This window comes from Stenotrophomonas koreensis, assembly GCF_001431525.1.
GTDB classification, from domain to species: domain Bacteria; phylum Pseudomonadota; class Gammaproteobacteria; order Xanthomonadales; family Xanthomonadaceae; genus Stenotrophomonas; species Stenotrophomonas koreensis.
In genome coordinates, this window is record NZ_LDJH01000025.1 from 22,019 (window position 1) to 42,477 (window position 20,459).

19 protein-coding genes are annotated in these 20,459 nt (G+C 64.8%); 13 read left to right on the forward strand and 6 right to left on the reverse strand.

Features of this window, described 5'->3' with window-relative positions; translation table 11 throughout:
- The first annotated feature begins 10 nt into the window (after positions 1-10).
- The 6 genes from ABB25_RS11925 to ABB25_RS11950 all read left to right on the forward strand — a co-directional run bounded on the left by ABB25_RS11925 (position 11) and on the right by ABB25_RS11950 (position 5,116).
- A complete protein-coding gene (locus ABB25_RS11925; RefSeq protein ID WP_057667112.1) occupies positions 11-529 on the forward strand; it encodes a MaoC family dehydratase in 519 nt (172 codons plus the stop codon).
- 10 nt (positions 530-539) lie between these two features.
- Complete coding sequence (locus ABB25_RS11930) at positions 540-1,709, forward strand: acyl-CoA dehydrogenase family protein (protein WP_211259325.1); 1,170 nt, start codon at positions 540-542, stop codon at positions 1,707-1,709.
- Between the two features lie 83 nt (positions 1,710-1,792).
- Complete coding sequence (locus ABB25_RS11935) at positions 1,793-2,977, forward strand: CaiB/BaiF CoA transferase family protein (RefSeq protein ID WP_057667114.1); 1,185 nt, start codon at positions 1,793-1,795, stop codon at positions 2,975-2,977.
- Positions 2,974-4,092 carry a CaiB/BaiF CoA transferase family protein gene (locus tag ABB25_RS11940; RefSeq protein ID WP_057667116.1) on the forward strand — a complete coding sequence of 373 codons (1,119 nt, stop codon included), beginning with the start codon at positions 2,974-2,976 and terminating at the stop codon, positions 4,090-4,092. The genes ABB25_RS11935 and ABB25_RS11940 overlap by 4 nt, the downstream gene beginning before the upstream one ends.
- Before the next feature lie 248 nt (positions 4,093-4,340).
- Positions 4,341-4,670: a PadR family transcriptional regulator gene (locus tag ABB25_RS11945; protein WP_057667149.1), complete on the forward strand. Its 330-nt coding sequence runs from the start codon at positions 4,341-4,343 to the stop codon at positions 4,668-4,670.
- Positions 4,667-5,116 (forward strand): hypothetical protein, encoded by a 450-nt coding sequence (locus ABB25_RS11950; RefSeq protein ID WP_152981207.1) that lies wholly within the window; start codon positions 4,667-4,669, stop codon positions 5,114-5,116. The genes ABB25_RS11945 and ABB25_RS11950 overlap by 4 nt, the downstream gene beginning before the upstream one ends.
- Before the next feature lie 137 nt (positions 5,117-5,253).
- Here ABB25_RS11950 and ABB25_RS11955 read toward each other — a convergent pair whose 3' ends face one another.
- The 5 genes from ABB25_RS11955 to ABB25_RS11975 form a co-directional block, all read right to left on the reverse strand.
- Complete coding sequence (locus tag ABB25_RS11955) at positions 5,254-5,472, reverse strand: hypothetical protein (protein WP_057667119.1); 219 nt, start codon at positions 5,470-5,472, stop codon at positions 5,254-5,256.
- A 205-nt stretch (positions 5,473-5,677) separates the two neighbouring features.
- Entirely contained in the window at positions 5,678-6,820 is a 1,143-nt protein-coding gene (locus ABB25_RS11960) for a nitrilase-related carbon-nitrogen hydrolase (protein ID WP_057667122.1), read from the reverse strand.
- 91 nt (positions 6,821-6,911) lie between these two features.
- A complete protein-coding gene (locus ABB25_RS11965) occupies positions 6,912-7,418 on the reverse strand; it encodes a hypothetical protein (protein WP_057667124.1) in 507 nt (168 codons plus the stop codon).
- Between the two features lie 57 nt (positions 7,419-7,475).
- Entirely contained in the window at positions 7,476-7,841 is a 366-nt protein-coding gene (locus tag ABB25_RS11970) for a hypothetical protein (protein WP_057667126.1), read from the reverse strand.
- Positions 7,838-9,025, reverse strand: coding sequence for a class I SAM-dependent methyltransferase (locus ABB25_RS11975; protein WP_057667128.1), 1,188 nt, complete (start codon positions 9,023-9,025; stop codon positions 7,838-7,840). Before ABB25_RS11975 ends, ABB25_RS11970 begins: the two co-directional genes overlap by 4 nt.
- A 345-nt stretch (positions 9,026-9,370) precedes the next feature.
- On the opposite strand from ABB25_RS11975, the gene ABB25_RS11980 reads away from it, so the two are divergent.
- From ABB25_RS11980 to ABB25_RS12010, 7 genes are all read left to right on the forward strand, one after another.
- Positions 9,371-10,225 carry a DUF1838 family protein gene (locus ABB25_RS11980; RefSeq protein WP_083488310.1) on the forward strand — a complete coding sequence of 285 codons (855 nt, stop codon included), beginning with the start codon at positions 9,371-9,373 and terminating at the stop codon, positions 10,223-10,225.
- Between the two features lie 106 nt (positions 10,226-10,331).
- Positions 10,332-12,740: a TonB-dependent receptor gene (locus tag ABB25_RS11985; RefSeq protein WP_057667131.1), complete on the forward strand. Its 2,409-nt coding sequence runs from the start codon at positions 10,332-10,334 to the stop codon at positions 12,738-12,740.
- 50 nt (positions 12,741-12,790) lie between these two features.
- Positions 12,791-14,197: a flavin monoamine oxidase family protein gene (locus tag ABB25_RS11990; protein ID WP_083488312.1), complete on the forward strand. Its 1,407-nt coding sequence runs from the start codon at positions 12,791-12,793 to the stop codon at positions 14,195-14,197.
- Positions 14,198-14,244: 47 nt separating this feature from the next.
- Entirely contained in the window at positions 14,245-15,408 is a 1,164-nt protein-coding gene (locus ABB25_RS11995; protein ID WP_057667135.1) for an acyl-CoA dehydrogenase family protein, read from the forward strand.
- A 23-nt stretch (positions 15,409-15,431) separates the two neighbouring features.
- Positions 15,432-16,424, forward strand: coding sequence for an NADP-dependent oxidoreductase (locus ABB25_RS12000; protein WP_275452796.1), 993 nt, complete (start codon positions 15,432-15,434; stop codon positions 16,422-16,424).
- A 14-nt stretch (positions 16,425-16,438) separates the two neighbouring features.
- The gene (locus ABB25_RS12005; RefSeq protein ID WP_057667140.1) at positions 16,439-18,019 is read left to right on the forward strand and encodes an alpha/beta hydrolase; all 1,581 of its coding nucleotides are present in this window, start codon (positions 16,439-16,441) and stop codon (positions 18,017-18,019) included.
- A 38-nt stretch (positions 18,020-18,057) separates the two neighbouring features.
- A complete protein-coding gene (locus tag ABB25_RS12010; protein ID WP_057667142.1) occupies positions 18,058-19,620 on the forward strand; it encodes an FAD-binding oxidoreductase in 1,563 nt (520 codons plus the stop codon).
- An 82-nt stretch (positions 19,621-19,702) separates the two neighbouring features.
- On the opposite strand, the gene ABB25_RS12015 is transcribed toward ABB25_RS12010, so the two are convergent.
- Positions 19,703-20,026 carry a hypothetical protein gene (locus ABB25_RS12015; protein WP_057667144.1) on the reverse strand — a complete coding sequence of 108 codons (324 nt, stop codon included), beginning with the start codon at positions 20,024-20,026 and terminating at the stop codon, positions 19,703-19,705.
- Positions 20,027-20,459: the final 433 nt, after the last annotated feature.

Sequence of the window (20,459 nt, forward strand, 5' to 3'; positions counted from 1 at the left end):
GACAATTCCCATGGTTCAGAACGTCAAGCAGATCGCTGAAAACCGTTTCCGTGAGACCTTTGGTCGCCACTACGAAGAGTTCAATGTCGGTGACATCTACGAGCACCGCCCGGGCCGTTCGATCACCGAGACCGACAACACCTGGTTCACCCTGCTGACCATGAACACCCATCCGATGCACTTCGACAAGGAGTACGCAAAGGAATCGGAATTCGGCAAGTGCATCGTCTGCTCGCCGTTCACCGTGGCCCTGATGGTGGGCATGAGCGTGACCGACGTGTCGCAGAAGGCCATTGCCAACCTGGGCTGGGGCGACATCAAGATGACCTTCCCGCTGTTTGTCGGCGACACCCTGGTGTGCGAATCCAAGGTGCTGGCCAAGCGTGAATCGGCCTCGCGTCCGGGCGCCGGCATCGTCACCGTGCAGACCGATGGCTACAACCAGGACGGCAAGCTGGTGTGCACCTTCACCCGCACCATGCTGATTGCCAAGATCGGCCACTCGGTCGAAGACAAGGTCAACTACTGAGGTCTATGTGATGAGCACCGATATGGATCTGATGTGGGGCCCGGAAGAAGAGCAGACCCTGCTCGATGCGATCGACAACTGGGTGGAAAAGTCGGTTGCCCCGATTGCCCAGGAGTACGACCAGGAAGACAAGTACCCGCATCAGCTGGTCGAGGAGATGAAGGACCTGGGCCTGTTCGGTGCCACCATCTCGCCCGAATACGGGGGCCTCGGCCTGCCGGCGCGCATCTACGCCAAGATCGTGATCAAGGTCGCTTCGGTGTGGATGGCGCCGTCGGGCATCTTCAACTCGCACCTGATCATGGCTGCGGCCATCGAGCGTTGCGGCACCGAAGAGCAGAAGCGCAAGTACCTGCCGCGCATGGCCACCGGTGAGCTGCGTGGTGGCCTGGGCCTGACCGAGCCCAATGCCGGCACCGACCTGCAGGCGATCCGCACCGTGGCCAAGCGCGAGGGTGACCATTACGTCATCAACGGAGCCAAGACCTGGATCACCAACTCGCTGTATGGCGACATGATCCTGTTGCTGGCCAAGACCGACCCGGAAGCGCAACCGCGCCACAAGGGCATGACCATGTTCATCGCCGAAAAGAGCGAAGGCTTCATCGTCGCCAAGAAGATGAAGAAGGCCGGTTACCGCGCCATCGACACCTGCGAGCTGGTGTTCGAAAACTACAAGGTGCCGGCCGATTGCGTGCTCGGTGGCGAAGAGGGCAAAGGCTTCCTGCATGCCGTCGGTGGCCTGGAACTGGGCCGCATCAACGTCGCCGCCCGTGGTTGTGGCATCGCCGAAGGCGCGCTGCGCCTGGCGGTGCGCTACGCCCAGGAGCGCATGACCTTCGGCAAGCCGATTGCCGAGCACCAGGCCATCCAGCTCAAGCTGGGTGAAATGGCGGCCAAGGTCGAGGCCTCCAAGCTGCTGATCGAAAGCGCCGCCAATGCCTATGACAAGGGCGAGCGTTGCGACATGGAAGCGGGCATGGCCAAGTACTTTGCCACCGAGACCGGCGTGTTCTGCGCCCAGGAAGGCATGCGTATCTTCGGCGGCTACAGCTACTCGGTGGAATATGACATCGAGCGCTTCTACCGCGATGCGATGCTGATGTGCATCGGCGAAGGCACCAACGAGATGCAGCGCATCATCATTGCCAAGCAGCTGGTTGCCCGCAACAAGATCTGATCCGCGCCACCGTCGCGTGTCTCTCGCTGCGGTGGCCCTTGCGGGTTGCCGCAGCGTTTTTATTTTCAGTATTGGGATAAATCATGAAAGACCTTCCGCTCAAGGGCCTGCGCATCGTTGCCGTGGAACAATACGGCGCCGGCCCCTATGGCTCGATGCACCTGGCTGACCTCGGCGCGGAGGTGATCAAGATTGAATCGCCGCCGGGCGGCGATGTGTCGCGCTCCACCGGCCCGTATTTCCTGGGCCAGGGCGACAGCCTGTTCTTCCAGACCTTCAACCTCAACAAGCGCTCGCTGCGCCTGGACCTGAAGGCCGCCGAAGGCCGTGAGGTGTTTGAAAAGCTGATCGGCACCGCCGATGCGGTGCTCAACAACCTGCGTGGTGACCAGCCGGAAAAGCTCGGCCTGGATTACGCCAGCCTGTCCAGGATCAACCCGAAGATCGTCTGTGCGCACCTGTCCGCCTATGGCCGTGACAACGAGCGTGCCGCCTGGCCGGGCTATGACTACCTGATGCAGGCCGAGGCCGGTTTCATGGCCCTGACCGGCGAGCCGGATGCACCGCCGGCACGCTTCGGCCTGTCCATGGTCGATTTCATGACCGGCACCACCATGTCCATGGCCCTGCTGGCCGGCGTGGTCGGTGCGATGCGCACCGGCATCGGCCGCGATGTGGACGTGAGCCTGTTCGACGTGGCCCTGCACCAGCTCAGCTACCCGGCCACCTGGTACCTCAACAACGGCCACCGCACCGAGCGCCTGGAGCGCAGCGCGCATCCGTCCACCGTGCCGTGCCAGGTCTACCGCACCGCCGATGGCTGGATTATGGTGATGTGCATGCTGGAGAAGTTCTGGCAGACCTTCGTTGCCGGCATCGGTTCGCCGGAGTGGGCGGGCGAGGCACGCTTTGCCAACTTTGCCGCCCGCCGCGAATCGCGCCTGGAGCTGACCCCACTGGTGGACAAAGTGCTGTCCACCCGCACCACCGCGCAGTGGATGGAGGTATTTGCCGGCAAGATCCCGGTCGCGCCGATCCTGGATGTGGCTGCCGCGCTGGACAACCCGTACGTGGAGCGCGTGGGCATGGTGCAGACCATTGATCACCCGCAGGGCCCGCAGCGCGTGCTGTGCAACCCGGTCAAGCTGGATGGCCAGCGCCTCACTGGCGCCGCCTGCCCGCCGCTCAATGCCGATGCCCAGGAGCTGCTGGCCGAGCTGGGCTATGACGATGCGGCCATCGTGCGCCTGCTGGGAGAGCTGGCATGAAGCTGGAAGGCGTCCGCGTGCTGGACCTGTCGCTGTTTTTGCCCGGCCCGCACCTGACCATGGTGATGGCCGACCACGGCGCCGATGTGATCAAGATCGAGCCGCCCAGCGGCGAGCCGGTGCGCGAGGTAGGCCTGAAGCAGGCCGGCGTCACCACCTGGTTCCGCAATACCCACCGTGGCAAACGCTGCATCGTGCTGGATTTGAAGAGCGAGGCCGGCAAGGCCGCGTTCGCCAAGCTGGTGGAATGGGCCGATGTGGTGGTGGAAGCCTTCCGCCCCGGCGTGGCCAAACGTCTGGGCATTGATTACGCCAGCTGTCAGGCCATCAATCCGCGCGTGGTGTACTGCGCGATCAGCGCCTTCGGCCAGACCGGGCCCAAGGTCAACCGCCCCGCACACGACCTGGCCATGCAGGCCGACACCGGTGTGGTCAGCCTCAACCGCGCCCCGGATGGCACCCCGGCCATGCCGCACATGCCGGTGGCAGACATGTGCGGTTCGTTGATGGCCATGAGCGGCATCCTGATGGCCCTGCTGCGCCGGGAGAAAACCGGCCAGGGCGACTACATCGACATCTCGATGCAGGACGCGCTGATGAGCTGGTTGCCCAATGTGGTGGGCCCGCCGTTTGCCAATGGCCGTGACCCGGTGATCCAGCACGAGCGCAGCTGGGGCGGCAATGCCATGTACCGCCTGTACCAGTGCAGCGATGGCCGCTGGCTGGCCATTGGTGGCTCGGAGCACAAGTTCGCCGAGAACCTGCTCGGTGCCCTCGGCCGCCCGGACCTGATCCACCTGTGCCACCAGCCGCCCGGCCCGGTGCAGAACCCGGTCAAGGAATTCCTGGCGGAGACCTTTTCGCGCCGCTCGCTGGTGGAGTGGACCCTGTTCCTGCATGACATCGACGTCTGCTGGGCCCCGGTCAAGACCCTGACCGAAGCCTTCAACGACCCGCACACTGCCGCCCGCGAGATGGTCTGGACCGACCCGGATGGTGGCAAGCACCTGGGGATTCCGATCAAGTTCGCCAACGAGCCGGGCCGGATCAATCCCGCGCTGGATGCCATCGGTGCTTCCACCGAGGCGGTGCTCAAGGAACTGGGCCTGCGCTGAGCGTCCAGCGTCCAGTCATAGGCGATGAACAACACCGGTGCTGGAGGGCACCGGTGCTTTTTTGTGCCCGGCTGGTTGGGCGTGAAATTGCCGATTGATGCTGTGCGGGATGGATTGCACCGAATGTTCGAGGGGGGCAAGCGCCGTTTGGCGTTTGAGGGGACGTCGTGTTCACAGCAATGCATCTCCCATTGCCTGTGTGTCGCACAGTGTGTGACGCTATGTGTGCTCTGATCAGGACCCAGTTGATGATCGACCCCGCGTTGATGCAGGAACTCCGTCGTGGAACCCTGGTGCTGGCTGTCCTCAGTGTCTTGAAGCAGGGGGAGGCTTGTGGGGCGGATGTGCGCGTACGCCTTGCCCAGGCCTGCCTTCCCATTGAGGAAGGAGCCTTGTATCCAATGCTGCGGCGTCTGGAAAGCCAGTCACTTCTGGTAAGTGAACGGCGCCCGGAAGGCTCACGACTCAAACGCATGTATCAATTGTCCGAGGCCGGTGCTGCTGCCCATACCGCCATGTTCGAGCAATGGCGTTCGTTTACCGAAAGCCTTGTCCATCTCAATGGAGGCAACCAATGAATATGCTGGACAGATATCTGCGCGAAGTTGCACGTTGGCTGCCCTGGTTCAGACGCAATCAGCAACTGGGCCGTATCAGGGAGGATCTGGGTGAACTGCTTCATGATGCCCGCGATGACGCAGATCGCAGGGAGCGACTGGCCAGGTTCGGCCGCCCGGTCGTGGTGGCAGCCCGTTATGCTGACTATCCACACGTGATTCCAGGAATGCTGGCGCCTGCCTACGCCGTCGTTCTGGCGGTTTCCATTGCAGCCACACTCTTGATCCATGCAAGCCTGATCATTCCGCGTGGTCTGCACGTAGAACCGTGGCTCAACAACCTCGCTCTTTTGCTTGGTGAAGTCCTTCGTATCCTGCCGATCGTTTTTACCGTGATTACACTGGTGTTTGCGGGGCTTGGTTATGTCGTTCAGCGCAGAACCCGGATAGTCAGGGATGCGCATTGAGCGTGTAGGGGCTTGCCCAGCCGGACCGACCAGAGTGCATTTTCGCAGAGCGGACTTTCACATGGCCAAGAGACATGACAACGGCGCCGCAGGGCGCCGTTGAGCTGTCCGGGCTTGGTGCCCACCACCCAAAGCACTCATTTGCGCAGGGCGGCCGTCCGGCTGGTGTCCTTTTCGCGCGCGACGGTCTTGCTGTCATCGCGCGCGGCCGCTTCCTGCTGTGCCTTGTCATCCTGCTGGCCCTGGGTGGCGGCGGCAGTGCTGTCGCTGGCGTTGCGGTCGGCCTTGGCAACAGCGGTCTTGGCGTGGCTGCGAGGGTCGGCCGCGTTGCCAGTCTTGCCAGAGTGTACGGGCATGCTTGCTCTCCGTTGGAATGGTGCCCCTGTCTTAGCCGGGTGGGCGTTGTGGGCGGGTGAGCGCTGCGTGGTCAGTTGGTATAGGCCGGCAGCAAGTTGCCGGCGCGCCGCCTGTGGTGCTGCCGGATCGGGACATGCGCAGGCAAACCAGCAACGGCGCCTTTCGGCGCCGTTGTTGTTTGAAACATCAAGATCCGCTGAAGGCTTACTTCCAGCGCGACTTGCCGCGGATGTACTGGGCGGCGTCCTCCAGTGACTCGGGCAGGTGTTCGGTCCACAGGTTCGGGGCGTAGGCGCTGCGGTAGTTGGCGTAGACGTCGTTGTACAGGTCGGCGTGCATCACCGGCTGGCGCTTGCGCGCGCGTAGGCTGGCGATCGGGATGTTGGCCAGTACCAGGGTCTCGTGGGCGCTGGTGGCCTCGGCAATCGCGGTGCCCTGCGGGCCGTAGACGGCGGTACCGCCCGAACCCGGGTCATCGAAATAGGGGCCGTTGTCCGGCGAGATCGAGTTGTTGACGATCGACGAGTACACCCCGTTGTACATGGCGCAGGCCTGCACATCGAGCGGGGAAAAACCGCCCGATGCGGTGCGCAGGAACACTTCCGCGCCCTTCACTGCCATCGCCCGGAACAGCTCCGGCTCACGCTGGGTGGAGGAGGTGCAGATGTTGCCCAGCGGGGTGCGGGTGACCGGCACCACGGCATCGCGGCCGTACATTTCCACGTAGCGGTCCAGCACGTCGTAGGTGGTGGTGGTGAACAGCTCGAAATCCGGGAAGGCGCCTTTGAGGTTGCGTGCCTTCCAGTGCTTGTCGACGATCTCGCCCTTGTCGTTGATGATCGTGGTGATCGAGAGCACGTGGCCCGGCCAGTCCGGATCGGTGGCGTAGGCGCCGAACACGATCCAGGTGCCGTACTGGCGTGCCTTGGCGGCAATGGCCTCGGTCTCCTCACCGGGGATGGTGATGGCGAACTTCAGGATTTCGTTGCGGGTCCACTTGCGCCAGCCGGTCAGCGGGAACTCGTGGAACTGCAGCAGGTCCGGCTTGGCGTGGTAGTGGGCCTTGTCGATCAGGTCCAGCATGTGGGCCAGGTTGCGGCGGGTGCCGGCCTTCCATTGGCTGGCATCGAAGCTGTGCACGCGCGACTGCACCAGGCCGAGCATCCAGGCCGGCTTTGCCAGTTCAACCACGTCGTAGGTGCCGTCGTCACGCTGGTTGGGCGTGTCCGGGCCCTTGCCCATGGCCGCCTGCGCCGGTGCGCTGGCACCGAGCAGGGAAGGGCCGGCCACGCCAAGGGCGGCCAGGCCTGCGGCACCGGAAAGGAACTGTCTCCTGGAGTTGCTCATCTGTTACCTCGTAATGGAAAGACACAACCCCGGGCGTTACCGTCCGGGGTTGCGCGGTGTTGCGAAGATCAATGGCGGCGTGGTGCCGTCATCAGATGGCTTCGCCGTTGAAGCTGTGGCCGGTCACCTTCTGCCAGTCCTTGCTGACGAACTTTTCGTCAATCAGGGTGCGCTGCACCAGCACGCCGTTCTTGTACCAGTGCCACACGCGGTTGCGCATCTGGCCGCAGTCGGAGATCTGGATCATCTCATACAGCTCCATGCCTTCTTCGCCCTTGCGCTTCCAGTACAGCATCACGCTGCGGTGGTAGTCGTCCAGCGGCACTTCGGCGGCCCAGCCGTAGATCAGCTCGTTGTCGAAGATCACCCGGCCGAACTCGTAGCGGGTCGGGAAGTCGCGCACTTCGACCTTGCCGTCATCCCAGCTGTAGTGGTTGGTCTGGTGGTACGGCACGGCCTCGTCGTCGGTGAAGCGGCAGATCAGGCGCGACTTGTGCTCGTCGATCTTGTTGCCGTTGGCGTCGTAGTAGCGGTAGACGCCGTCCCAGATACCTTCGTGGCGGGCCAGGATCGGCATGTGCAGTTGCATGTTCGGCATTTCGGTTCCTCTATGTCGTGTTGATGTCAGTTTTGAGGCCACGCCTGGGCTTGGCGCTCAGTCATTGCGAAGTGCATCCATCACTTCTTCCATCGGCACGTCCATAGCACCGCCTTGAATCGCTTCGGTTTCCTGCTGCACGATGCGCAGCACCCGGGCGATGTATTCCTTCATCCACAACGTGCGCTCGGCTTCGGCGTCACGGTCGGGGGCGAACTGTTCCAGTTCGGCGCGGGTCAGCAGTCCCTTCTGCTCGACCAGCCGTTCCAGCGCATCCAGACGCTGGCGGGTTACTGCGTTTTCCATTGCTACGGCCATCACGATGCCAAGCAGGCGCTCGACATCGGCGTCCTTGAAGAAGTAGGGACGCTTGCCCTTGGCGCGGGTGCCGGCCTGGCTGATCGGATCAATCGTGCTGCTCATGCTTTCCACGCTCCAAACATCGTCCACAGGGCGGCACGGCCGTGGTCCTCGCCCTTTTCGCTGGCCACCGGGAAGATGTCGCGGTCAACCACGCCGCGGATCTTCGTCTCGAAGTAACGCTGCGGATCAAACCCGGCCTCGGTCATCATCTGCTGCAGGTCGTACTCGTGCATGACGCTCCAGAACGGCTCGTTGTTGTTGTAGGCATCCCAGTCGCGGATGAACTGCTCGTACGGGTCCATGCCGTGGTACTGCGGCTGTTCCAGGTGCGCGGTCAGGCCGCCGGAAGCGAGCACGCGCTGGATTTCAGCCAGCATCTTCGGCATCGCCCTGGCGCTGGTTTCGTGCCAGAACATCGAGGTCATCACGATGTCGAAGTGGCCGTCGGGGTAATCCAGCGCCTCGCCATTGGCCTGCACGAAGGTGATGTTGTTCACCCCCAGTGCCCGTGCCCGCGCATGGGCGTAGCGCAGCATCGGTGCGGCCACGTCGATGGCAATCACTTCGGCCTCGGGGAAGGCCTGGGCCAGCGGCACGATGTTGTGGCCGACGGTGCAGCCGATATCGAGGATGCGCCTGGGCTTGAACTCCGGGTGCTGCTCCTTGAGCCACTGTGCCAGTGCCTGGCCACCGCCATCGTTGTAGCGGCCAAGCATGCCACCGGTGGTGGCGAAGATGCCGCAGTCATAGTTGGCTGCAGCGGTGACGTCATCGGCAGTGAGTTCGGTGTGGTAGCCGCCGGGCATGCAGTGGATGTCCACCGCGCTGGCATAGCGCGGCACCTGCACGCTCGGGTCCAGCTTCAGGCCGTCATCACCGGTGTTGTACTGTCGGGCCTTGTCGATCAGTGCATCGGCCTGGCGCAACACCAGTGCACGGCCGGCCTGCTGGCGCATCTCCATCGAGCTGCGGCGCAGCGCACTCCAGGTCTGGTAGGTCGGATCGCCGGCCATCGCCTTGCGCACTTCATGGCGGTTTTGCGGCGGCCGGCCAGCGGCCTTCTCGAAGGCCGGCTTCACCCGCTGCTCGTAGGCCTGCTTGACCTTCGGGCTGAGCTGGCCGGCGAGGTAGCCGTTGAGATTGGCCAGGAAATCAAACCGTGCGGTGTCGTCATGGCGGCTGACCGGGAACAGGTCGTGACGGCCGACGTGTTGCCAGCTGGGGGGCAGGACTTGCTCACTCATGGCATTGCTCCGGGACGCGGCGGGTGGCTGTTTGGTTCTAATGATATAGCTATAAGTCAAAAAAACCGCTGCGGTCAAGACTGCGCTAAGTACCTGCGTGGTTCTTTGATCTGGATCAATTCTGCGGCCCCTTCGAATGCTGCTTTGCAGCAATGCAAACCGTTGTGCGGCAATGCCTACAAGGTGAATGTCCGGTCATTGCAGGTATGCCTTCTGGCATGCCGAAATGATTGGACAAACATGTTCTAATGTTATAGCTATATGTCTCTAGGTGGTCATCCTGCTGCCACCTGATTGACACCACCGGCGTGGCCTTCGCGGACGCCCACAGCATCTGGATAAGCAATGAAGACACTTTTCACCTTGTTGGCAGCCACTGCAATCGCACTTTCGGCACAGGCCCGTGCGTTGGATCTGGCTTCTGCCCAGGGCAGTACCGAAGCACTGGTCAAGATGCGCTGTTCGCTGGATCCGCAGGAGGAGGTGCTGCTGTGGTGGGAAGGCACCCTGTTTGCGCAGGAGCCGGAAAAGAAGGCCGCACCGCTGATGGGGTTTGAGGGCTACAACATCTGCCGCGCCGAAAAGCTGGCCGATGGCACCTGGCGCCTGGTCACCCGCGAGCTGACCTTCTACCGCGACCTGGCCACCGGCCAGATCATCGATGCGTGGGACAACCCGTTCAGCGGCGAACGCGTGGAGGTGGTGCATGTGGCCAATGACCCGGTCAACACCGTGCTCAATGCGCCGGGCCGCGAAGTGGCCATGCCCTGGGTGGAAGCCGGTGACACCGTGATGCTGACCCTGAACATCCCGCTGGCCTATCCCAATCCGCTGCAGCCGGCGCAATTCCCGGCCGAGTCCTCCGGGCCGATGTACATCGGCTCGGAGCACTTCATGTTCTTCACCCCGCGCGCCGCGCTGGAAGACCCGGCCCTGAGCCAGGTGCCGGTGACCTACGGCTGGACCCGGGTTGGCCCGTGGCTGCCGTGGATGAAGCTGGGTACCCGTGCCGGTGGCCTGCTGTATGTGGCCCAGGGCAACAAGCGCGCCTCGGTGGATGAACTGCCCGAGGACATCCGTGCGCGCATCGCCCGGCACTACCCCGAATACGCCACCGCCCCGGCGCAGTGGGTCCAGCCCAATGTCACCAGCTGGAACTACTACCGTGATCTGAAGCAGGCCGGCAAGGCTGCTGACTGAGCAAGACCGCAAGACCCGCAAGACGCAAGCGATGCCGTGCAGTGCCTCCTCCCCCCGTTGATGTCACCCACACCGCATCCCCCGGCCCACTTCCCCCCGGAACCGCATGAAAACCGTCAAGCCCGACCTGCTGTGCTCCTCCATTGCCCTTGCACTGATGCTCAGTGCCGGCCATGCCATTGCCGCTGAAACCCCCGCTGCCGAACCGGCCGATGACGCCGCAGGCCCGGTCACCAGCCTGGAATCGATCGAAGTCACTGCCCGTGGCGTGGCCGAGCCGCTGCAGCAGATGCCGTTGCCTATCTCGGCTATTTCCGAGCAGGTCATCGAAAAGAAAGGCTTGGTGGACATCCGTGACATTGCCAACATGTCGCCGAGCTTCTCTTTCCGCTCAGGCTACGGTCGTGGTACCGACCGTCCGGTCATCCGCGGCATGTCCAACATCCAGGGTGAAGCCAACGCCTCGTTCTTCATCGACGGCATCTACGTGGAAGGCGACATCTCCGGTTACGGACTGGACAACATCCAGCGAGTTGAAGTAATTCGAGGTCCCCAGTCAGCGGCATTTGGCCGTCGTACGTTCTCCGGCGCGGTCAACTTCATTACTCGCCGCCCGGGCAGTGTTCCGGGTGGCAAGGTCACCTTGGGCGCTGGCAACTACGGTCAGGAAAAGCTGAGCGTGTTCTACTCTGGCGGTAACGAAGATGGAACCTTCGGTTACGACATCAGTGCCAGCAAGCGTGGCAACGATGATATGTACTACAACACTGTCACAGGTCGTAAGGACTTGGGAGGAAACGATTCGCAGAGCGTGATGGGCGCCATTTCTTGGCTTCCGAACGAGAATCTGGAAATCATCGCGCGTGTCAGTCAGCAGAAGAACCGCGACAGCCACATCGCGATCCAGCGCCAGGGCGATGAGCTCAACAACTGCTACCTGCCGACGCTGACCGGCGCCAGCTACCTGGGCCTGTACCCGGTCGCTGAGACCCGCACCCGCGGCTACTACTGCGGCGAAATCAAGATGCCGTCGGATATCGGCATCAACACTGACGCCTATGAAGCTGCGGGCTTCTACGCCGGCCGCAAGCAGACGCTGAACCGCTCCAGCCTGGTGGTCGACTACATGTTCGACAACGGCTGGCAGTTCACCTCCACCACCGCTTACAACGAAGCGGACAAGTACAACGGTTTTGACCAGGACTACAGCCCGACCCGTGGCTTTGCCGGTGCGTTCGAAACCTTCACCCTGGACTCGCTCAAGGACTGGTCGCAGGACCTGCGCCTGAGCACCGACCAGAACCTCGACGTGTCGGGTATGTTCGGCCTGTACTACTACAGCCAGTCGGCCAAGCCGGGCTGGGGTGGTGATCTGGCCAGCCGCGTGGCCATTGCCACCAACCCGGACGACAAGACCGTCAACAAGGCCATCTACGGCATGATCAACTGGCGCATCAACGACCAGTGGACCGCCTCGGCCGAAGGCCGTTACGCCACCGATGAAATTAGCAAGGGCGGTATCGATACCCGCATCCTGGGTACCAGCACCTACACCCTGCCGTATTCGCTGAGCGAGTCGTTCAAGAGTTTTACTCCGCGCTTCACCCTGAGCTATCAGGCCGCTGACAACGTCAACATCTACGGCCTGGTGTCCAAGGGCAACAAGCCGGGTGGCTTCAACACCACCGTGTTCCGCGCTGACCTGGCCGATGACGCGCTGGCCCAGCTGCTGAGCCAGGGCCTGGACAAGTTCGAGGAAGAAAAGACCTGGAACTACGAGTTCGGCGTCAAGAGCGATTGGCTGGACGGCCGCATGCGCGTCAACGCCAACGTGTTCTACATCGACTGGACCAACCAGCAGCTGACCCAGACCGGCCCGGTGCTGCGCAAGAACGGCACCCTGTTCTCCACCAGCTACACCACCAACGTGGGTGAGTCCGAGGTCAAGGGCTTCGAGCTGGAATCGCAGTGGGGGTTCGCTCCGGGCTGGCAGGCCAGCTTCAATTACTCGCTGACCAACGCCAAGATCCTGTCGTTCATCAGCCAGGACCATGCTGACCTGTTCTCCGACGCTGCTGCGCCGACGCTGGATGACCCGGCCGCTGACGCTGCCGGCAACTACCTGCCGCGCGTGCCCAAGCACAAGGCCACCCTGGGCCTGATGCGTGATGGTGAGTTCGCCAACGGTTGGAGCTACACCGCCAACATGGACAGCACCTACGAGAGCAAGCGCTACGTGCAGGTGCACAATCTGGCCTACTTGGGCGCGTCGGTGCGCACCAACTTCCGCTTCACCCTGCGTCCGAACGACCAGTGGCAGATCAGCGCCTACGTCAACAACGCGTTCAACGACCGTACCCCGGAAGATGCACAGCGCACCGTGAACCCGGACAAGTACATCGCCGTGCCGAACGTGCCGCCGCTGACCGGTCTGACCCTGGTCAACGTGCGTGACTTCGGCGTGACCCCGTCGCTGCCGCGCATGTACGGTGTGGAAGTGAGCTACAAGTTCTGATCCAACCCGCCGGCCCGGGCAACCGGGCCGGCCCTGGCAGGAGCCAACAGATGCAACGTCGTCATTTCATCGCAGGAGCCGGCGCCTTGATGGCGCTGTCGTCGTTTCCGGTACTGGCCCGTCCACGTGGCGCTGGCTCACCCCGTGACGTGATCGTGGTCGGTGCGGGTCTGGCCGGACTGGCGGCGGCGCATGCGCTGGAAGCCGGCGGCGCACGGGTCACGGTGCTGGAAGCATCGGACCGTATCGGTGGACGCCTGCATACGGTGACGCGCAACGGTCTGCGGTTCGAGATCGGTGGCGTGGAAGTGGGTACCGGCTATGCCCGGCTGCGCGCCGAAGCCGAACGCGTGGGCGTGGGCATGGTGGCGCCCAGCGTGGCCCGTCCGCCGGCCAGTGGGATGGGCTTTGATTTCGGGACCGGACTGTTCCCGGCTGCCCAGTGGGCCACCAGCCCGCACAACACGCTTGCCGGTCGCGAGCGCGACATCGCACCGCCGATGCTGCTGTCCACGGCCTTGAACGAGCTGGCCCTGCCGGCCATCGACAGCTGGACCGACGCGGCCCTGCTCGGGATGGATGTCCCGCTGGCCCAGTTGCTGTCCTCGCGCGGCTGGTCGGCCGATGCCATCGCCCTGATGGATATCGGCAATGCCTATTCGTCGGTGCACACCATCAGCGCGCTGGACGTGCTGCGTCGCGATGCCCTGCGTCGCCACGGCGCACCGGGCACCAGCTGGATCGAAGGTGGCAGCCAGGCACTGCCCGAGGCGATGGCCGCCTCGCTGGCCAGTGAGGTGGTGCACAACGCCCAGGTGGCCGCGGTGGAAAGCAGTGCCCGTGGCGTACAGGTACGCTGCGCCGATGGCCGCCGTTTCCAGGCCGGCCATGTGGTGCTGGCCATTCCCAGCCTGCCGCTGTCGCGCATCGTCATAGACCCGGCACCGCCGGCCGCGCAGCAGGCGATCTGGGCCGGCCGCGGTGGCAATGCGGTGACCACCATCCACCTGCAGCCGACCCGCCCGTTCTGGGAAGACGATGGCCTGCCGCTGTGGCTGTGGGGCACCGGGATCCTGCAGCGGGTGTTTGCCGTGCCCGGTGACGATGGCCGGATCAACCGTCTGATCGTCTGGCTCAACGGCGCTGCCGCACAAGCGGCCGACAAGTTGGACCGCGAGGCCCGCTTTGCCTGGGCCATCAACGCATTCGAACGCCTGCGACCGGCCAGCCGCGGCGCCCTGGTGCCGCTGGAAACGCGCAGCTGGGGCGGTGATCCGCTGGCCGGCGGTGCGTTTGCCGAAATCATGCCGGGCCGCTTTGCGCAGACCCTGCAGTGGAACAACACCCCGTTCGGACGCCTGCACTTTGCCGGCGAACAGACCGAACTGGACGTCCCCGGCATGGAGGCAGCGGTCAAGTCCGGCCTGCGCGCCGCTGCCGCCATCCTTTCCGCCTGATCCAACACCCCCACCGCCATCGCACACCGTGCGCCAGTGAGAATTGCATGAGCCTGAATCCGTTTGACCTTTACGACGTTGCCTCCCTGCTCACCGAAGAAGAGCGTGCTGTCCAGGAATCGGTTGCCCGTTTCACCAACGAGCGCGTGCTGCCGATCATCGGCGACTGCTTCGACCAGGGCCAGTTCCCGAAGGAACTGATTTCCGAAGTGGCCGAAATGGGCCTGCTGGGCGCGACCCTGCCCGAACAGTACGGTGGCTCGAACCTGGGCTATGTCAGCTACGGCCTGATCTGCCAGGAGCTGGAGCGCGGTGACTCGGGCCTGCGCAGCTTCGTGTCGGTGCAGAGCTCGCTGTGCATGTACCCGATCTATGCCTACGGCAGCGAAGAGCAGCGCATGCGCTGGCTGCCGGACATGGCCGCCGGCAAGGTGATCGGCTGCTTCGGTCTGACCGAATCGCACGGCGGTTCGGACCCGGCCAGCATGAAGACCCGTGCCACCAAGGACGGCGATGCGTGGGTGATCAACGGCTCGAAGATGTGGATCACCAATGCGCCGATGGCCGACATCGCCATCGTCTGGGCGCATACCGAAGACGGCATCCAGGGCTTTGTCATCGAGAAGGGCACCCCGGGTTTCACCGTGCAGGAAATCAAGAAGAAGATGAGCCTGCGTGCCTCGGCCACCGGCGCCCTGTTCTTCGACAACGTGCGCGTGCCCGATGCCAACCGCCTGCCGAACGTGAAGGGTCTGAAGGGCCCGCTGGGCTGTCTGACCCAGGCCCGCTACGGCATCACCTGGGGCCCGATCGGCGCGGCCCAGGCCTGTCTGGAAGAAGTGCTGGCCTACACCAAGGAGCGCATCCTGTTCGGTCGTCCGGTCGCTGCCACCCAGAGCGCCCAGATCAAGATGGCCGACATGGCCCGCCGCATCACCGCTTCGCAGCTGCTGTCGCTGCAGCTGGGCCGCCTGAAGGAAGCCGGCAAGATGGAGCCGACCCAAGTCTCGCTGGCCAAGTGGAACAACTGCCGCATGGCCATCGACATCGCCCGTGAATGCCGTGACCTGCTGGGCGGCGCCGGCATCACCACCGAGCATGCGGCCATCCGTCATGCGCTGAACCTGGAATCGGTCATCACCTATGAAGGCACCGAGACCGTGCACCAGCTGGTGGTCGGCCGCGAACTGACCGGCATCAACGCGTTCTGATCATGGAGCGCGTGCCGGTAACGATGCAGGCCGTGTGTCTGCGGGCCATTCCGGAAGGGATGCCGCAGCCGTCGGATTTTGTGCTGCAGACGTTGCCGGTACCCCGGCCGGGAACCGGGCAGGTGCTGGTGCGCCTGCACTGGCTCTCGTTGGACCCGTTCCTGCGTGCCCAGCTGGGCGGGCGCTATGTCGCGCCCTGTCCGCCGCTGGGTGCGGTGGTGCCCGGCTATGCCGTGGGCACTGTCGTGGAAGATGCCACCGGCCGCTTCGCTGCCGGGCAGTGGGTCACCGGCCTGCTGGGCTGGGCGCAGTACGCCATGGCCGATGCCGGCGCGCTGCAGCCCGTTGATGCCACGCTGGCGCCACCGTCCACCGCGGTGGGCGTGCTGGGTGTGCCGGGCCTGACGGCCTGGGCCGGCGTGCGCCACATCCTGGAGCCGAAGGCCGGCCAGACCGTCGTGATCTCCACCGCTGCCGGTGCGGTCGGCTCGATTGCCGGCCAGCTGTGCAAGGCTGCCGGTGCCCGCGTGGTGGGACTGACCAGTACCACCGAAAAATGCACCCTGCTCACCGAAACCTACGGCTTCGATGCGGCAGTGAACTATCGCGCATCCGATTTTGCCGAGGCCCTGCGTGCGGCTTGCCCGGCGCGCATCGATGGCTATTTCGACAATGTCGGCGGGGCGGTGCTGGAAACCGTGCTCGGCCAGCTGGGCCTGCGCGCCCGCGTGGTGCTGTGTGGGCTGAGCGATCAGTACAACCGCGCCGAACGGCCGCCCGGTCCCAATCTGGGCCCGGTGATCGGTGCCCGTGCGCGCCTGGAAGGTCTGGTGGTCTACGACCATCTCGATGCCTTTGACACCTGCCGCAGCGAACTGGCCGGGCTGATCGCCGATGGCCGCCTGCACTACCGCGAACACATCCACCACGGGCTGGAAAACGCCGCGGCCGGCTTCATCGGCCTGTTGCGCGGCGAGAACACCGGCAAGGCCCTGGTGGCCGTGGCACATGATTGAGTGATACGCCACCGATGACTGCCATCACCCGCCACTTCATCGACATCAACGGCCGCCAGGTGCATTACCGGCGTGCCGGCCAGGGCCCGGCCCTGCTGCTGATCCACCAGTCGCCGCAGAATTCGCGCATGTGGGCCGACATGATGGCCCGCTATGCACCGCACTTCACCGTGATCGCGCCCGACACCCCGGGCTTTGGCTATTCCGATCCGCTGCCGGCCGATGGCCCGCGCGACATGGCCGCCTTCGGCCACGCCACCTGGGAGCTGGTGCAGGCGCTGGGGCTGGAACGGGTGGCGGTGTTCGGCATGCATACCGGCGGCCTGGTCGCCACCTGGTTGGCCTGGGCGCATCCGCAAACCGTCAGTGCCCTGGTGGTGGACGGCTATGCCGCCTTCACCCCGGAGGAGAGTGCACTGTACGGCGCCGCCTACCTGCCGCCCTTCGTGCCGCAATGGGACGGGTCCCACCTGCGCTGGCTGTGGTGCCGCATCCGCGAGCAGAAGTATTTCTTCCCTTGGTATGACGGTCGCGCCGAGGCCGCCATGGCGATCCCGCCGGCCAGCGTGCAGGCCACGCACGATGCCGTGATGGATGTGCTGGACGTGGGCGACCACTACCGCACCGGTTATGCGGCTGCCTTTGCCCACAATGACCACCACTGGGTGCGCGAACTGCGGATGCCCAGCCTGATCGTCTACCGCCATGGCGACCCGCTGCTGGCCCACATGCCGCGCCTGGTCGACCTGCCGGCCAACGTGTCGGTGGTGGAGGAGCCGGGCAGCATTCCGGCCATGCTGGAACGGCTCGATGCCTGGCTGCCGGCCACACTGGCTGCCGAGCCGGTGGCACCGCCGGTGCCGTCCGTGACGCCGGCCGCGCACTGGCAGCGCGTGCTGGTGGCATCGCCGGCTGGCGATGTGGCCGGCTGGTGGCGCCGCGGTGCAGGGCCGGTGGCCGTATGGCTGCATGCACCCGGCAGTGCGCCCTTCGTGCCGGGAGATGTATCCGTGGACGGGGCCGTGCTGCTGGTGGACCTGCCCGGCCATGGCGCCTCCTGCGAGACCAATGCCACGCTGGATGTGGCCACGATGGTGGCCGGCATCGGCGCCCTGATCGATGCCTGTGTGCCGCAGGCCGGGCTGCAGTTGCGCCTGCACGGTGCGGCGGCGGCCTATCTGCCCGGTCTGGCCGCCCGCTACGGCGCCCGCCTGGCCCACGCCCATCTCGACACGCCCTGGCTGCTCACTGCCGACGAGCAGGCCTGCCTGCTGGCCGGCCTGCCGGTCACCACGATCGACCGCGCCGGCGGTCATCTGGGCGATGCCTGGCACTGGGAGCGCGAGCGTCACCTGATCTGGCCGTGGATGACACCATCGGCCGCCGCCCGTCGCCTCGTCGATGCGCCGGATCCGGCGCGTGTGCATGCCAATACCGTCGAGCTGGTGCGCCTGGGCACGCGTCTGGCGCCGCTGCTGGCCGCCGCCACTCCGCCAGACCTGTCCGACCAACTGCGTCAGCTCGGCACCCCACTGAGCGTCTCGGCCGAACCGGCCAATGATTTCCAGGGGCGCGCCGCGGCCCTGTTGTCCTGAAACGTATCGCTGAACGACCCGAACCAAGGATGTCCCCCATGAACGCTGCTGTCGATTCCGCCCAGGCCGTCGTGGCCCAGCTGCAGGCCCGTCTGGGTGCTGCGGTCATCACCGACGAGGCCGAGCTGGCCTATTTCGGTACCGATGTCTATTCCGCCGGCCAGCCGCTGCTGGCCGTGTTGCGCCCGACCAGCGCCGACGAGCTGGCCGATGCGGTCAAGGCGCTCACCGCGGCCGGCATCGCGGTGATCCCGCGTGGCGGCGGCATGAGCTACACCGGCGGCTACATCGCCGCCCAATCGCCCTCGGTACTGGTCGATACCAGCGGCCTGAACAAGGTGCTGGAGATCAACGTCGAGGACGCCTACGTCATCGTCGAGGCCGGCGTGACCTGGCGTGACCTCAAAGCGGCGCTGGACGAGAAGGGCGTGCGTACCCCGTACTTCGGCCCGATGTCCGGTTCGCACGCGACCGTGGGCGGCGGCATGTCCCAGGGCGCCATCTTCAACGGCTCGGCCCGTTATGGCTGCTCGGCCGATGCGGTGCTGGGCCTGCAGGTGGTCACCGCCACCGGGCAGATCCTGACCACCGGGTCGGCGGCGGCCGCCAACACCAGCCCGTTCTTCCGCTGGTACGGCCCGGACCTGACCGGTCTGTTCCTGGGCGATTGCGGCCTGCTGGGCATCAAGACCCGCATTGTGCTCAAGCTGATCCCGCTGCACAGCCACATCGATTACCTGTCCTGGCAGTTCACCAGTCCGGAGGGCCTGTTCGGCGCGCTGAGCGTGCTGGCCCGCCACGGTCTGGCCAGCGAGACGGCGGCGTTCGACCCGTCGCTGACCGCCATCCGCATGCGCCGCGCCAGCCTTGCCAGTGACGTCAAGTCGCTGACCAACGTGATCAAGAAGGGCGGCCTGATCTCCGGCCTGAAGCTGGCCGTGAAGGGCCGTGACATCGTCGATGCGCAGCAGTTCTCGCTGCACATCACCCTGGAAGGCGACAGCGCGGCCGAAGTGGCCGACCGCGTGGCGCGGGCGAAGAAGCTGGTCGGCAACCTGGGCGAATCGGTGGAGCCGTCGATCCCGAAGATGATGGCGGCCAACCCGTTCGCGGCCTGGAACTCGATGCTCGGCCCGCAGGGCGAGCGCTGGGCCCCGGTGCACGCGCTGGTGCCGCACTCGCAGGCGGTGGCCATGTTCAACGCGCTGCAGGCGCTGTTTGCACGCGAGGCCGACACGATGGAGCAGCACGGGCTGTTCATCGGCACCCTGATGTCCAGCGTTGGTGAGCAGGCCGCGGTGATCGAGCCGTGCATCTACTGGCCCGACAGCCACAACCCGTTCCATGTGCGCACCGTCGATGCCGACCACCGCGAGCGCATCGGCTGCCCCGGTGAACACCTGGAAGCACGCGCGGCGGCCGACCGCCTCAAGCGCCAGATCGCCGATGTGATGCGCGCCCATGGCGCAGCCAACCTGCAGCTGGGCAAGTTCTACGACTACCGCGCCGGGCGTGACCCGGCCGCGCTGGCGGTGCTCGATGCGATCAAGGCCCAGCTTGACCCGCAGGGCCTGATGAACCCCGGCGTGCTCAGCCGCTGAAGCGCGGTCTGTCGTTTTACGGGTTGAACACAACGGCCAGGCATTGCCTGGCCGTTATCGTTGATGCGGCAGGTGGATGGCATCAGGAAGGGGTGTTGCCGGTGTCCCGCAGCCGCTCAGGCACCGCCACGCCGGCACGGTGCAGACAGTGCTCGAGCGAGCCATCGGGCTCCGCCTGCAGGCAGATCCGACCGTGTTCGAACAACGGTTTGTCGGCAGCGCTGAACCAGCCCTTCTCCACTGCCTGGCGCAGGTGTTCCCGGATCTGTGACCGCGTAGGCGTATCGGCCGTGCGGTGCAGGCGCAGCAACTCGATCCCCTTGGAGTAGCGCAGCTCGCGCACCGCCTCGGCCAGCCGTGGATCATCGCTGGCCGGCAGCACCAGCAACGGGGCATTGGAGATCAAGGTGGCAAAGACCCTGTCTCTGTCCCCGTCTCTGTCTTTGGGAAAAAAGTGGTGCAGGGCAAAGCCAAGCAGCGGAGCTGCAACCAGCAGGGCAATGACAACGGGAACCGGCAATAGTCGCTGGGCAGGCATGAAAGGAAAGGGCGTATGGGTTGGCTTGCGATCATGGCAGACGTAGCTGGGTCTTGCCGTGTCGCACTGCCGGCTTCCGCTGCAAGGCGGACAGCTGGCAACGGATGACGGAACAAGCCGTCCTGTTGTCCTGCGTACCGGGATCACCTGCCCGTAGCGTCGCCCGCGGTGGTTGGCAGCGGGGCGGGCAGGCTGGCCTGACGCAGGCAGTGCTGCAGCGGTGTGTCCGGCTGCGCCTGCATGCAGTGCAGGCTGTGCTGCACCAGCGGCTGTCCGTCGGAATCGAACCAGCCGCGGGCCA

Coding starts and splice junctions, on each gene's coding strand:
- ABB25_RS11945 (WP_057667149.1), top strand. CDS start 4,341: ATGATCGACCCCGCGTTGATGCAGGAACTCCGTCGTGGAACCCTGGTG.
- ABB25_RS12005 (WP_057667140.1), top strand. CDS start 16,439: ATGACTGCCATCACCCGCCACTTCATCGACATCAACGGCCGCCAGGTG.
- ABB25_RS11950 (WP_152981207.1), top strand. CDS start 4,667: ATGAATATGCTGGACAGATATCTGCGCGAAGTTGCACGTTGGCTGCCC.
- ABB25_RS11980 (WP_083488310.1), top strand. CDS start 9,371: ATGAAGACACTTTTCACCTTGTTGGCAGCCACTGCAATCGCACTTTCG.
- ABB25_RS11940 (WP_057667116.1), top strand. CDS start 2,974: ATGAAGCTGGAAGGCGTCCGCGTGCTGGACCTGTCGCTGTTTTTGCCC.
- ABB25_RS11995 (WP_057667135.1), top strand. CDS start 14,245: ATGAGCCTGAATCCGTTTGACCTTTACGACGTTGCCTCCCTGCTCACC.
- ABB25_RS12000 (WP_275452796.1), top strand. CDS start 15,432: ATGCAGGCCGTGTGTCTGCGGGCCATTCCGGAAGGGATGCCGCAGCCG.
- ABB25_RS11970 (WP_057667126.1), bottom strand. CDS start 7,841: ATGAGCAGCACGATTGATCCGATCAGCCAGGCCGGCACCCGCGCCAAG.
- ABB25_RS11975 (WP_057667128.1), bottom strand. CDS start 9,025: ATGAGTGAGCAAGTCCTGCCCCCCAGCTGGCAACACGTCGGCCGTCAC.
- ABB25_RS11965 (WP_057667124.1), bottom strand. CDS start 7,418: ATGCCGAACATGCAACTGCACATGCCGATCCTGGCCCGCCACGAAGGT.
- ABB25_RS11990 (WP_083488312.1), top strand. CDS start 12,791: ATGCAACGTCGTCATTTCATCGCAGGAGCCGGCGCCTTGATGGCGCTG.
- ABB25_RS12010 (WP_057667142.1), top strand. CDS start 18,058: ATGAACGCTGCTGTCGATTCCGCCCAGGCCGTCGTGGCCCAGCTGCAG.
- ABB25_RS11935 (WP_057667114.1), top strand. CDS start 1,793: ATGAAAGACCTTCCGCTCAAGGGCCTGCGCATCGTTGCCGTGGAACAA.
- ABB25_RS11930 (WP_211259325.1), top strand. CDS start 540: ATGAGCACCGATATGGATCTGATGTGGGGCCCGGAAGAAGAGCAGACC.
- ABB25_RS11925 (WP_057667112.1), top strand. CDS start 11: ATGGTTCAGAACGTCAAGCAGATCGCTGAAAACCGTTTCCGTGAGACC.
- ABB25_RS11960 (WP_057667122.1), bottom strand. CDS start 6,820: ATGAGCAACTCCAGGAGACAGTTCCTTTCCGGTGCCGCAGGCCTGGCC.
- ABB25_RS11955 (WP_057667119.1), bottom strand. CDS start 5,472: ATGCCCGTACACTCTGGCAAGACTGGCAACGCGGCCGACCCTCGCAGC.
- ABB25_RS11985 (WP_057667131.1), top strand. CDS start 10,332: ATGAAAACCGTCAAGCCCGACCTGCTGTGCTCCTCCATTGCCCTTGCA.